This window comes from Serratia sp. SCBI (assembly GCF_000747565.1).
GTDB classification, from domain to species: domain Bacteria; phylum Pseudomonadota; class Gammaproteobacteria; order Enterobacterales; family Enterobacteriaceae; genus Serratia; species Serratia ureilytica.
Map to the genome: position 1 here is coordinate 4,241,570 of NZ_CP003424.1, position 13,890 is coordinate 4,255,459.

Annotated in this window: 7 protein-coding genes and 1 pseudogene; 1 reads left to right on the plus strand and 7 read right to left on the minus strand. The window is 62.2% G+C overall.

The features are described 5' to 3' along the window. The first annotated feature begins 862 nt into the window (after positions 1-862). Positions 863-2,017, plus strand: coding sequence for a methionine adenosyltransferase (gene metK / locus SERRSCBI_RS19850; RefSeq protein WP_033644710.1), 1,155 nt, complete (start codon positions 863-865; stop codon positions 2,015-2,017). Between the two features lie 124 nt (positions 2,018-2,141). Here the strand turns inward: metK and SERRSCBI_RS24345 are convergent, their stop codons facing one another. From SERRSCBI_RS24345 to hrpB, 7 genes and pseudogenes are all read right to left on the minus strand, one after another. Then, positions 2,142-2,294: a Hok/Gef family protein gene (locus SERRSCBI_RS24345; protein WP_071883597.1), complete on the minus strand. Its 153-nt coding sequence runs from the start codon at positions 2,292-2,294 to the stop codon at positions 2,142-2,144. A 305-nt stretch (positions 2,295-2,599) separates the two neighbouring features. After that, positions 2,600-4,588, minus strand: coding sequence for a Fe(3+)-hydroxamate ABC transporter permease FhuB (gene fhuB / locus SERRSCBI_RS19855; protein ID WP_042785349.1), 1,989 nt, complete (start codon positions 4,586-4,588; stop codon positions 2,600-2,602). Further along, positions 4,585-5,493 (minus strand): Fe(3+)-hydroxamate ABC transporter substrate-binding protein FhuD, encoded by a 909-nt coding sequence (fhuD, locus tag SERRSCBI_RS19860; protein ID WP_042785350.1) that lies wholly within the window; start codon positions 5,491-5,493, stop codon positions 4,585-4,587. The genes fhuB and fhuD overlap by 4 nt, the downstream gene beginning before the upstream one ends. Beyond that, positions 5,493-6,290: a Fe3+-hydroxamate ABC transporter ATP-binding protein FhuC gene (fhuC, locus tag SERRSCBI_RS19865; protein ID WP_033651341.1), complete on the minus strand. Its 798-nt coding sequence runs from the start codon at positions 6,288-6,290 to the stop codon at positions 5,493-5,495. Before fhuC ends, fhuD begins: the two co-directional genes overlap by 1 nt. A gap of 47 nt (positions 6,291-6,337) precedes the next feature. Continuing rightward, positions 6,338-8,536, minus strand: a complete 2,199-nt coding sequence (gene fhuA / locus SERRSCBI_RS19870) for a ferrichrome porin FhuA (protein ID WP_042785351.1) — start codon at positions 8,534-8,536, stop codon at positions 6,338-6,340. A 251-nt stretch (positions 8,537-8,787) separates the two neighbouring features. Continuing rightward, positions 8,788-11,281, minus strand: a pseudogene (mrcB, locus tag SERRSCBI_RS19875) (bifunctional glycosyl transferase/transpeptidase). Between the two features lie 118 nt (positions 11,282-11,399). Continuing rightward, positions 11,400-13,838, minus strand: coding sequence for an ATP-dependent helicase HrpB (gene hrpB, locus SERRSCBI_RS19880; RefSeq protein WP_198036330.1), 2,439 nt, complete (start codon positions 13,836-13,838; stop codon positions 11,400-11,402). Positions 13,839-13,890: the final 52 nt, after the last annotated feature.

Sequence of the window (13,890 nt, forward strand, 5' to 3'; positions counted from 1 at the left end):
AGCTACAACCCGCGAGAACAACCCAACAAGCCGCGCCGGCGGCAGCGAAGAGAACTGCCGTTCGCGGTCAGCGATCGGTTTATCACTCATATAATTGTAAGACACCCTGTTCAAACCTCGTGAATCGGGCCAAGAAACATCCCACAGGAAGGCTGCAGGCTACCCTTGTTCAGTTCTTCAGACGACCGTTAGCCGGCCCGAGAATCCTGAGTAGCGGCCAAGTGTTTATCGCACCTGGTAAGTGACAGAGAGACAAGACGGGAAATAGCAGAAGAATGTGCGCCAGAACGGCACTGCTGTTGAGAACCAACAACCGGTAGACAACGGATCATTAATCCAACCACCTCCACGCGCGCCGTTCGGAGTGAACGACCCAGCCTCTAAAATAGTGTAAGAACGTGACCGTTCGATGAAGCGGCGGCGCCACGGCGAACGCCCGCGACGGATAATAGCGCAATGCCGGCGAATGCAAAGCGGAAGTTTACCGTACCTTCCCCCACGCCAGACCGCCGTACTGTGCAGCAAATGAACCGCGCGCGCAGTTTATACCGGTAAGCAGGTGAAAAAGCAAAATGAAAATTCGCCGAAAACTGTTTCAAGCGATGAAAATGGCGCCAACCCGTTTGCGCAAAAGAGCGAAAGCGCAAAAAATTACTGGCAATCTGGCTAAACCCTGACCTAAAATAGACGTCCAGATGTTAATCCATCTATACTGGTTAACTGATAAACTGCTTAACGGCTTTGCCTGAGGGGCGTTGCAGGATGCATCTCGCGCCATCAGCGGAAGACCCTTCGCTTCGATGCCGGATCTCCAGCGCTGTGCAGTAATTTCTAACCCGTCTTATGCAAGGTAAAGAACACAATGGCTAAACACCTCTTCACGTCCGAATCCGTCTCCGAAGGACATCCAGATAAAATCGCCGACCAGATCTCCGATGCCGTCCTCGACGCCATCCTGGAACAAGATCCGAAAGCGCGCGTCGCCTGCGAAACTTACGTGAAAACCGGTATGGTGCTGGTCGGCGGTGAAATCACCACCAGCGCCTGGGTCGATATCGAAGAGATCACCCGCAAGACCGTGCGCGAGATCGGCTACGTTCATTCGGACATGGGCTTTGACGCCAACTCCTGCGCAGTGTTGAGCGCCATCGGCAAGCAATCCCCGGATATCAATCAGGGCGTTGACCGTACCGATCCTCTCGAGCAGGGCGCCGGCGATCAGGGCTTGATGTTTGGCTACGCCACCAATGAAACCGACGTGCTGATGCCTGCGCCTGTCACCTACGCGCACCGTCTGGTGCAGCGCCAATCCGAAGTGCGTAAGAACGGCACCCTGCCGTGGCTGCGCCCGGACGCGAAGAGCCAGGTGACCTTCCAATACGACGACGGCAAAATCGTCGGCATCGACGCCGTCGTTCTGTCCACCCAGCACTCAGAAGACATTTCGCTGAAAGATCTGCAAGAAGCGGTGATGGAAGAGATCATCAAGCCGGTACTGCCGGCGGAATGGCTGACGGCGGGCACCAAATACCACATCAACCCGACCGGCCGTTTCGTTATCGGCGGCCCGATGGGCGACTGCGGCCTCACCGGCCGTAAGATCATCGTCGACACCTACGGCGGCATGGCTCGCCACGGCGGCGGCGCCTTCTCCGGTAAGGACCCGTCCAAGGTTGACCGTTCCGCGGCATACGCGGCGCGCTACGTGGCGAAAAACATCGTCGCCGCCGGCCTGGCCGATCGCTGCGAGATCCAGGTGTCTTACGCTATCGGCGTAGCGGAACCGACCTCCATCATGGTGGAAACCTTCGGTACCGAGAAAGTGCCAACCGAACAACTGACGCTGCTGGTGCGCGAATTCTTCGATCTGCGCCCATACGGCCTGATCCAGATGATGGATCTGCTGCAGCCGATCTACCGCGAAACCGCCGCCTACGGCCACTTCGGCCGCGAACACTTCCCATGGGAAGCGACCGACAAAGCTGCACAGCTGCGCGATGCCGCCGGCCTGAAATAAGCCCCGACATCAACATGAAAAACGGCGAGCCAAGGCTCGCCGTTTTTATTGAACGGATGGGTGCTCATGGATCAACGCATCGACTGCCGGCCGGCGGAGGCAAAGCCCCCGCCGCCGGGTTGCCTTACCGTTCGGATTCGTAAGCCAAAATGGCCGGAACCTCCGTAGTGCCCGATCGGATACGCAACTCACACAGCGTGCTGCGGGTTATCCATGCCAGTGATATTACCGTGGCACAAATAACCACCAATTTTAACAGGCTCCGTTTGTTCAGCATCATGCCTTCTTCTCCTTGCCTCGCGGCGGGTAAGAGGCTAACTTAACGTTGTCCTGATCTAGAGTAGGCCTCGGGTTGATGGATATCGACTCGGGGCTTTTCTCTTTGTACCTTTCACGCAGGCTCCAGAGACAAAGATCCAGAGCACCCGCCCGCAGTATATTCACCTCCCCCTCTCTTCCCGCGTTCCTTTTCACGTTAAATGTCTTTCTTGCGCAGCGACACGCAACGCCTTGCAAGGCGTTGAAAAAAGGCCCAGCAACGCTGGGCCCTTGATGGCGAAGAAGGCAAAGTAGGGGTGAAGCTTACGACGTCTGCTTACGCAACAGATAAACGAAGTACGGCGCGCCGATAAAGGTCGCCAGTAACCCCGCGGGGATCTGATACGGAAACAGCAGCATCCGCCCGCACCAGTCGGCAAATACCATCAGCAAACCGCCCAACAGCGCGGCGATCACCATTTGCGGCAGCGCGCGGCGGAAGCCCAACATGCGCGCCATGTGCGGCGCCATCAGCCCGACAAAGCTCAGCGGCCCCACGGTCAGCGTCGCCATGGCGGTCAGCGTGGCGGCCAACAACAGGATGGTCAATCGCGCAGGCGTCAACGCAATCCCCACCGAACGGGCGGTGGCCCCGCCGAGCGGCAGAATGGTCAGCCAGCGACGGCACAGCGGCGCCAATATCATCAATCCGGCGGCGATCAGCGCGGTGCGCAGCGCCTGCGCCGGCTCCACCGAATAGGTTGAACCGGAGAGCCAGGTCAGCAAGCCCCCCATACGCGGATCGCCGCTGGCCAGCAGCAGGAAGATGACGGTGGTAAAGGCGGTGCTGAGCGCGATGCCGGCGAGCAACATGCGTTCGGTAGAGAAACCGCCGCGGCCGGCGGCAATCATGATGATCAGCAGCGTAACGGCCGCCCCCAGACTGCCGGCGGGCAGCAGCCAAACGAAGGCGTCGCCCGGCACCATAAACAGCATCATCACGACGCCAAAAGCGGCGCCGGAGCTGATGCCCAGCACTTCCGGGCTGGCCATCGGGTTGCCGGTCAGCTTCTGGATCAGCGTGCCGGCGACCGCCAGCATCATACCCGCCGCCAACGCCGACAGCACCCGCGGCCAGCGCCACGGCAGCAAGGCGTCCAGCTCCGCGCCCAGGCTCCAGTGCCAGCCGCCGGCATTTTTGCCCAGCATCAGCGCCAACGTCAGGCCGATCAACAGCACGGCACCGGCCAGCGCTGCCCAGCCAGGCAGATTCCCGCGCTCGGCAGGCACCTTGTCGCCAAGGTTCATCGGTGGCGGCGTGGCGGCGCTGCGCAAACGCGGCAGCAGCCACAACAGCAGCGGCGCGCCGAACAGCGCGGTGGCCGCCCCGGTCGGGATCTCACGCCACACCTGCGCCACCCCAATCATCACCTGATCGGTCAGCCACAGCAGCAACGCCCCCAGCAACGGCGCCAACATCATGCGATGCGCCAGGCGGCGAGCGCCCAGCATCTTCGCCATCAGCGGCGCAAACAGGCCGATAAAGCCGATAACGCCCACCGCGCTCACCAACATGGCGCTGAAGATGATGGCCAGCCCCAGGGTGCAGAAGCGCGCCATCGACAGCCCCAACCCCAGGTTGCGCGCCACGCCGTCGTCCAGCCCCAGCAGCGTCAGCGGGCGCAGCAATAGCGCCGCCAACGCACCGGCCACCAGCAAACGCGGCAGGATAAACTGCACCGCGCTCCAGTCCTGTTGGTTCAACGCGCCGGTGCCCCACAGGAACATGCCCTGCAGCTGATCGTAATTAAACAGCGCCAACAGGCTGTTGACTGCGCCGCAGTAAAGCCCCAGCACCAGCCCGGCCAGAATCAGCGTCACCGGCGACATCCGCTTGCCCCAGGCGACGCCGAACACCAGCCCGCCCACCGCGATCGCCCCCACCATAGCGGCCAGCTGACGAGTGAACTCGCCCCCCGGCAGCACCCACAGCGTGGCGATGGTCAGGCCGAGCTGCGCGCCGGCGGCCACGCCGAGCGTCGACGGTTCCGCCAACGGATTGCGCAACACCTGCTGGAACAATACGCCGACCAATCCCAGACCGGCCCCGGCCAACAGCGACACCGTCAACCGCGGCAGCAGGCTGTAATGGAACAGCATTTGCCGCACGTCGTCGATGTCCGGCGCGCTCAGCGCCCGCGCCCATTGCGCCGGCGGCAGTTGCTGCGTCAGGTTGTATATCGTCAAACCGCCTGCCGCCGCCAGCAACAGCAGGATCAGCGTCAGCGGCAATTTCCGAATGCCCGCATTCATGCCGCACTCTCCTGAGCCTGCGCCAACAGGCGGCAAAACCGCATCGTCGACAGCGTGGCACCGTAGAACCACACCGCCGGCACCTGCCGCAGCTGGTTTTGCCGCACGAAGGGCAATGACTGCCACAGCGGCGTCGCGCTGACCTTGTCCATCATCGCCTGATTACCGTGATCGAGATAAATGACCCGGGCGTTACGCACCGTGGCCAACCGTTCAATCCCCACCACCGCCGTGCCCCAAAAGTCGGTTTGCTGCTGCCAGGCATTGCGGATGCCCAGTTGGTCCATCGCTTCCTGGAACAGGCTTTTCTGGCCGATGATCAACGCATGGCGGGTGTCGATCAGGGAAAACAGCAGCAACGGTTGCCGGGTGTAGCTTTGCAGGCGCTGACGCGCATCCTGCATAAAGCTGTCGAACTGCGCCAGGTGGTTTATCGCCCGGCTTTCTATGCCTAATCGTTGCCCCAGCGCCAGCAGCGACTGGCGGGCGACGGTCAGCGGTTTCCCGCTGCCATCGTTGAAGCCGAAGCTCATGGTTGGCGCGATGGGTTGGATTTTTCGCGGCGTCGGGCCATAGCCTTGCGACAGCAACACCAGCGAAGGCTGGAGCTGCTGCAGCAGTTCGAGATTAGGTTCGGTGCGCTGCCCGACGTCGACGACCGTCGTCGGCAGCTTCGGCTCCGCCACCCACAGGTTGTAGTTATGGACATCGGCCACCGCCAGCGGCGTCACGCCCAATGCCAACAGCAGCTCGATCGGCAGCCATTCCAGCGCCGCAACGCGCGCGATATCCGGCGGCGCATCCGTCGCTCGCCCGGGCCACGATCCCAACAGCGGCGACAGCGCCAGCGCCATCAACAGGCGGCGGCGCAGCGGATCGTGAGAAGAAGTGAATGCAGAGGACATCAGTAGACAAAACTCACCGGCGCGCCGCCGCTCGGGTGCGGCAACGTGCCCATAGGAATACCGTAAATTTGCTCCAGCACGGGCCCCTGCATCAGTTCCAGCGGGCCGCCCTGGGCGATCATGTCACCGCCGCGCAGCGCCACCAAATGGTCGCAGTAGCGCGCCGCCATATTGATGTCGTGCAGTACGGCGATCACCGTGAGATCGCGTTCGCGGCTCAGGCGCTGGATCAGCGCCAGCACCTCGACCTGGTGCGCGATGTCCAGCGCCGACGTCGGCTCGTCGAGCAACAGGCAGCGGCTGTCCTGCGCCACCATCATCGCCAGCCAGGCGCGTTGGCGCTCGCCGCCGGACAGGCTGTCCACCAGGCGGTGGGCGAACGGCTTCAGCCCCACCAGCGCGATGGCCTCTTCCACCTGTTGGCGATCGTTGGCGCCAAAACGCCCCAGCGCGCCATGCCACGGATAGCGGCCGACGGCCACCAGCTCGCGCACCGTCATGCCTTCCGCCGCCGGCAACTGCTGCGGCAGGTAGGCCACCTGGCGGGCGAAGGATTTGCTGTCCCACTGCGCCAACGGCTGCCGATTGAGCAAGACCTGACCGCCGCTGGGCGCATGGTGCCGCCCGAGCAGTTTCAACAGAGTGGATTTACCGGAACCGTTATGGCCGATCAGGCCGCAGACTTTGCCCTGAGGAAAACGGAGCGACAGCGGTTGCAACAGCACCCGGCCGGGAACGGCGAAGCTGGCGTTATCCAGCGCGAACGTCGCGCCGGGATTAAGAAGTTTGTCCTGCATAGATCCTGCTTTTTCCGAGGCGACGCGCCGCCGCCCCGGCTATCCGGTTAGAAACGGAAGGTTGCGGTGGCGACCACCTGGCGTTCTGCGCCCCAGTAGCAGGCGTAGTCGCGGTAGCAGCTCGATACGTAAGTCTTGTCGAACAGGTTGTTGATGTTGACGCCCACGGACGAGCCCGGCAGGCCAAAGCGCGCCAGATCGTATTTAATGGTGGCGTCCACCAGCGTGTAGTCCGGCACCTTGAAGGTGGTGTTATCGCTGTTGAAGCTCGAGCTGGAGCCAACGTAACGCACGCCGGAACCCATCGTCAAACCGCTCACCGCCGTTTCGTGGAAGGTATAATCCGCCCACAGCGACGCCATGTGTTTCGGCACTTCGACGGTCGGTTTGCCCTGATAGGTGTTGTCCTTGGTGTACTTCGCATCGGTGTAGGTATAGGAGGCGATCAGGTTGACGTTGGCATTCAACGCCGCCTTGGCTTCCAGCTCCACGCCGCGCGAACGGATCTCGCCACTCTGCACGCTGAACTGCGCGTTATCCGGATCCGGTGTCAGGTTGTTGTTCTTGGTCAGCTGATACAGCGCGCCGGTCAGCACGATTGGGCGATCCTTCGGCACGTATTTCACGCCGGCTTCATACTGCTTGCCGATCGAAGGTTTGAACGTACTGCCCCCTTGCGTCGTGCCCAAATTCGGCTCAAACGACTCGCTGTAGCTGAAATACGGCGTCACGCCGTTGTCGAACAGATAGTTCAGGCCGCCGCGCCAGGTGAACTGCCGGTCGGTCTGCTGGCTAGTCGAACTCGCATCACGGTTGTAAGCGGAGGTCTTCGCCCAGTCATAGCGCCCGCCCAGCGTCAACAGCCACTGATTCCACTCCCCTTGCTCCTGCACATACAGGCCGGTTTGCTCCTGACGGTTCAGATAATGGTAGGGGAAGTTGATGTTGACCGCGTCATTCCCGTATTGCGGATGGGTCATGCTCAGCCCGTCCGCTGTGCCAAATGCGGCATTGATATCGTTACGCATGCGCATGTAGTCCACGCCGAACAACAGCGTGTGGTCGATATCGCCGGTTTTCACCTTCGCCTGCGCCTGAGTATCCACCGAGAAATTGTTCAGGTGCTCTTTCGACTGAACATAGGCGCGGTTAATCGTCGTCGGCGTCGCAGCAGAAACGCCACTGCCATAAATACTCTTCATGTCGGTGTCCAACTGCAGATAGCGCAGGTTCTGGCGCACCGCCCAGGTATCGTTGAAGGCGTGTTCGAAGCTGTACCCGATCATCCGCTGTTTGCGGGAGGTATAGTTGCTGGCTTCGCCTTCGTTGAAATCGGTCGGCAGCTTACCGCCGTTCGGCAACGGGATCAGCGTGCCCTGCTTCGGCAACCAGCCGTAATAACCGGTATAGGGATCGTTTTGAATGTTGGCCAGCAGCGTGAAGTTGGTTTTGTCATCCGGGCGCCAGCTAAAGGACGGCGCGATCGCATAGCGCTTCTCTTTGCTCATGTTCTGCTGCGCATCGCTGTCTTTCGCCAGGCCGGTCAGGCGATAGGAATAGATGCCCTGATCGTCCAGCGCGTCGCTGAAATCGAAACCGGTTTGGAACAGGTTATCGGTGCCCATCTTGAACTGGATTTCGCGCAACGGCTCGGTGGTTGGCCGCTTGCTGACCAGGGCGACCAAGCCGCCGGGGTTGCTTTTGCCGTACAGCACCGAGACCGGGCCGCGCAGCAGCTCGGCGCGCTCGAGGAAATAAGGATCGATGGACGCTTCGCTGTAGTTGTCGCCCAGCAGCCGCAGGCCATCCAGATACTGGGTGGTGTTGGTGGCCGGGAAGCCGCGGATCGCCACTGCGTCATAGGTCGTGGAGCTGCCGCGGCTGGCGAATACGCCCGGCGCATAGGCCAGCGCGCCTTTCACCGTATCCGGCTGGCGCATGTCCATCTCTTCACGCGTTACCACGGAAACGGACTGCGGGTTCTTCTCGATCGGCGTATCGGTTTTGGTGCCGGTGGCGCTGCGCTTGGCGACATAGGTGCCGACCGGCCCCCAGGCGCTTTCCTGCTGGGCGGTGTTGCTGCTGCCCACAACGGTAATCGTGTCTTCCTTGGCGGCCGGCTTGGCGTCGGCGGAAAAAGCCGGCATCGCCAGCGTACCCAACGCCGCAGCGACGGTGATCGCTAACGCGCTGACGGGGAGACGGCCCTGCTTGGCCGCGGATGATGAAAGACGCTTGGTCAGCATGATTTATTTCTCTGATGAATTATTAAATGACGAATGTAAACGATAATAATTATTATAAGCGTCGCATTTTATGCAGAAGCCAAATTAAACTGCAAGCCGAATTCATAGGGCAAATAGGTTAAGGATTAGGCGCTTAGCCTTGCGGTTAACAGGGAAATAAAACGAGCGGAAAAATAAAAAAGCCCGCAACCAAGGTTACGGGCTTAATAACAAAGCAAAAATTTTCGCCGGGGCCGACGCCCCGACAGCGATTACTGACCGAACATATCCTTGATCCAGCCGGCGACGCCATCGCCATCTTTTTTGCTCACCCGCCGCCGGTTGCTGCTGTTGCTGCACCGCCGCCTGGCTGGCCTGACACAGTCCCTGCGGATTGTCGGTCCAGACCGGGATGGTGCGCCAGCTGCCGCCGCCGCAGATAAAGTTGCCGGCAGAGTCAATGCTCATCTGGTTAATGCCTTCCGGCGGCTGCAGCATCAGCGGCAGCGGCGTCTGGTTTTCCAGATAGCGGCGATACAGGGTCAACGCGCCGTTGGCGCCGGTCAGCTTGGCCGGGCCGTTGTTATCGCGCCCGACCCAGGCGATCGCCACTTCCTTGCCGTCGATGCCGGCGAACCAGCTGTCGCGCAGATCGTTGGTGGTACCGGTTTTCGCCGCCAGGTTGTAGTTCGGGAACTTCACCGACAGCGAGCGGGAGGTCCCGCGCGCCACGCCCTGCTGCATCGCGTACAGCGTCAGGTAAGCGGCCTGCGCCGGCACCATGCGCTCCGCCTGCGGGAAGCTCTGGTACAGCACCGTGCCGTCTTCGGCGATCACCGAACGCACCGCCGACAGCGGCGCACGGTTACCGCCGCTGGCGATGGTCTGGTATTCCTGCGCCACTTCCATCGGCGTCAGGCCGATCGCCCCCAGCAGCATCGAAGGCACCGGATTGATCTCCGCTTTCGGGATCCCCAGGCGTTGCAGCGTGGCGCTGATCTGATCCAGCCCGACCGACAGGCCGAGGTTCACCGTCGGCACGTTCAGCGAGTTGGCCAACGCATCCACCAGCATCACCTGACCGCGGAATTTGCGATCGTAGTTGTTCGGCTGCCAGACGGCGCCGTTCGGCTGTTTCAGCGACAGCGGCGCATCCGCCAGCCAGGTGTTGAGGCGGTATTTGTCCGGCTCGGACAGCGCGGTCAGGTACGTTGGCGGTTTGGCCAGCGAGCCGACCAGGCGTCGCGCCTGCATGGCGCGGTTGAAACCGGCGAACTGCGGGTTGGCGCCGCCGACCATGGCGCGTACTTCACCGCTGAAGCGATCGACGATCACCATCGCCGCTTCCAGATCCTGCAGGTGACGCGCAGCGCGCAGCGCCGGGATGCCGTCTTCGACCGCTTTTTCCGCCGCGTCTTGCGACACCGGATCCAGCGTGGTGAAGATCTTCACGCCGGACAGGTCATTCACCTTATCGCCCAGCTTGGTCTGCAGTTCCTGACGCACCATCTGCATAAACGCCGGCTGCGGCGTAATGACGCCGCCTTTCGGCTGCACGCCCAGCGGACGCGCGCTCAGCATGTCATACAGCTCGCCGTCGATCACGCCCTGGTTCTGCAGCAGTTTGAGCACCAAATTGCGGCGTTCCAGCGCCAGTTTCGGGTTACGCCACGGGTTATACAGCGACGCGCCCTTGACCATGCCGACCAGCAACGCCTGCTGATCGAGGCTCAGCTCATCCACCGGGCGGCCGAAGTAATACAGGCTGGCCAGCGGGAAGCCGCGGATCTGGTCGCTGCCGCTCTGGCCGAGGTATACCTCGTTCAGATACAGCTCCAGGATGCGGTCTTTGCTGTAACGGTAATCCACCAACAGCGCCATATAGGCTTCGTTGGCCTTACGCCACAGCGAACGTTCGTTGGTCAGGAACAGGTTTTTCACCAGCTGCTGCGTCAGGGTGCTGCCGCCCTGCACCGCGCGGCCGGCGGTCAGGTTGGCCAGCACCGCGCGGCCGATGGAGTACGGGCTGATGCCGTCATGCTCATAGAAGTGGCGGTCTTCCGTGGCGATCAACGTATCCACCAACAGATCCGGGAAACCGGAGCGCGGCACGAACAGCCGCTGTTCGCCGTTCGGCGACTGCAGCATGGTGATAAGACGCGGATCGAGGCGGAAGAAGCCGAAGCTGCGGCCGCTGTCCAGGTTTTCGATCTTCGCCAGGCGGTTATTCTGGAAATCGAGGCGGGCGCGGATCTGCCCTTCTTTACCATCCGGGAAGTCGAACGGGCGGCGCAGCATCTCGATGCTGTTGGCCTGCACGGTAAACTCGCCCGGACGCGTCATGCGGCTGACCTGGCGGTACTGCATGCCTTCCAGCAGATTAACCATCTCCTTCTTGCTGTACGGCATGCCCGGTTCCAGGTTGACCATGCGGCCGTACACCGCCGCCGGCAGCTGCCAGACTTTGCCGTCGATGCGGCTGCGGATCTGCGAGTCCAGGTAGACGCCATAGATCGCCAACAGGACGGCGAGCACCAGGATCAGTTTGATAAACAGGCCGAGCCAGCGGCGTTTTTTACGCGGCGGAGTCGCTTTCACCTTACGCGGCATGCGTTCCTCCTCCTCTTCATACTCGTCATCGTCATACTCGTCTTCTTCGTAATCGTCATAATCGTCGTCTCGGCGACGGCGCGGCGGCTTGCGCGACGCGGTGCTTTTTGGTTGTTTTCCTTTGCGCCCGATGGGCTCGCGGTCATCCCCAGCCATGGCTGTTGTTCTCCGAGCTTGCCGACACTGCCGGCCATAATGAGTCGCTTAATCTGTGCCGACGCCGTGGCGCTGAACAGAAGAAACATCTGAATTCCAAACCTTAAACGCTCGCGGCCTACTGATATTTCTTCGTTCGGCGCGTCGGGGCCGCCGTGGCCGGATCGTCCGGCCATACGTGTTTCGGGTAGCGACCCTTCATCTCTTTTTGCACCTCGCGGTAGGCGCCTTGCCAGAAGGCCGCCAGATCGCCGGTGATTTGCAACGGCCGGTGCGCCGGTGAGAGTAACTCAAGCACTACCGGGATGCGACCCTCAGCCAACATCGGGCTGCGCTGCTCGCCGAACATTTCCTGCAAACGCACCGCCAGCGCCGGCGGTTTGCCGGCCTCATAACGGATCGGCAGGCGGCTGCCGGTCGGCACAGTGTAATGAGTGGGTAATGCATTATCCAGCCGCTGTTTTTGCTGCCAGTCCAACAGCCGGGACAACGCCTCGGCGAGGTTGACCTGCTTCAATCCGCGCAGATCGCGCACGCCGTTCAGCGACGGCAGCAGCCACTGCTCCAGCGCCGCCAGCAGCGGTTCTTCGTCCATCGCCGGCCACTCCGCCTCCGGCAGCCAGGCTTGCGCGCACTGCAGGCGCACCCGCAGTTGTTCAGCTGCGCCCTCCCAGTTGAGCACCGCCAGCCCCTGCGCGCGCACCCAGTCGAGCAGCGCCTGCTGCAGCTCTTCGTCCGCCGGCTTGGCCAGCGGCTGCGCGCGCAGCGTCAGACGGCCGATCTGCTGGCGTTTCCAGGCGCGCAGCGTCCCCTTCTCTTCATCCCACTCCACCGCCGTGCGTTGCATGACCATCGCCGGCAGCTGCGCCGCCAACGCCTCGATATCGACCGGCAACGCCAACAAAATACGCGCATCCGGGCTGTTGTGGCCCTGCAACAGGTTGGGGACAATCAACCAGGGCGCGCGCGACAGCGCCTCGTCCTGGTTCATCGCCGCGCCCAGGCCGTTGGCCAGCAGGTAGCGGCCATCCTGACCGCGACGCTGGGCGATGCGATCGGTAAATGCCAGCGCCAACAGCCGCGGCGCCAAATCGGCGTCAACTTGCCCCGCACGTTGCGGCAGACGTTTGGCCAACTGCACGGCGCGCTGCCGCCAGTTCGGCTGCGGGCGGCTCAGCCAATAACCGATATCCATCTGTCCGCCGCGCGGCGGTTCTTCCAGCAATGCCGCCAGCAACGCGGCCGTCGCCAGGCCGTCGGCGCTCAGCGCCGCGCCGGCGACCAGCATCGCCGCCAGCCGCGGTTCACATCCCAGAGCGGCCATTTGGCGCCCCGGCGCGGTGAGTTTGTCGCCGTCATCCGTGGCCCCCAGCCGGTGCAGCAACGCCCTGGCCGCCGCCAATGCCGCTGCCGGAGGCGCGTCAAGCCAGATCAGCTGCGCCGGATCATGGCACCCCCACTGCAGCAGCTCGAGCCAGAAGCCGGTGAGATCGCTCTGTAAAATTTCCGGCTCAGCATGTTCCACAGCGCGCTCCGCCTGCTCTTTGGCGAACAGATGCCAGCAAATGCCCGGTTCCAGACGCCCGGCACGCCCGGCGCGCTGCACCATCGAGGCCTGACTGATGCGCTGTGTCGCCAGCCGCGTCAGACCGTTGCGCACGTCGTAGCGCGCTACGCGTTCCAGGCCGCTGTCCACCACCAGCCGAATGCCCTCGATCGTCAGGCTGGTCTCGGCGATGTTGGTCGCCAACACCACTTTGCGGCGGCCCGGCGCCGCCGGCTGAATCGCTTTTTGCTGTTGCGCCAGAGGCAGAGCGCCATACAGCGGGCAAAGATCGGTATCACTCGCCACTTCGCCGGTCAAACGCTCCAGCACCCGGTTGATCTCCGCTACGCCCGGCAGGAACAGCAGCAAAGACCCCGGCTGTTCGGCCAGCATGCGCTTCACCGCCGCCGCTACGCCATCCTCCAGCCGCTGATGGCTGGCCAACGGCTGATACAGGCGTTCAACCGGGAAACTGCGCCCCTCGGACACTACCACCGGCGCCTGCGGCAGCAGTTGCGTCATACGGGCGTTATCCAGCGTGGCCGACATGATCAACAGTTTCAGATCGTCGCGCAGCCCTTGCTGCACGTCGAGCAGCAGCGCCAGCGCCAAATCGGCCTGCAGACTGCGTTCGTGAAATTCATCGAGGATCACCAGCGATATGCCCTGCAGCTCGGCATCCTGCTGCAGCATGCGGGTGAGAATGCCTTCCGTCACCACTTCCAGCCGGGTCTGCGGCCCGCTTTTACTTTCGGCGCGCATGCGATAACCCACGGTCTGGCCGGGCTCCTCCCCCAGTTGCTGCGCCAGGCGGTAAGCGACGTTTTTCGCCGCCAGCCGCCGCGGCTCCAGCATGATAATGCGCCCCGGCAACCCGGCCTTAGCCATGATTTGCAGCGGCAGCCAGGTGGATTTACCGGCACCGGTCGGGGCGTGCAACAGCACTTGCGGGGCAGACTGCAGCGCAGCCAGCAACTCATCGAGCACTGCGCTGACGGGCAATGAAGACACTGAATTCTCCGTAGTGGTTAGCGTTAAACGGCGTACAGTGTAGCATTAGCTT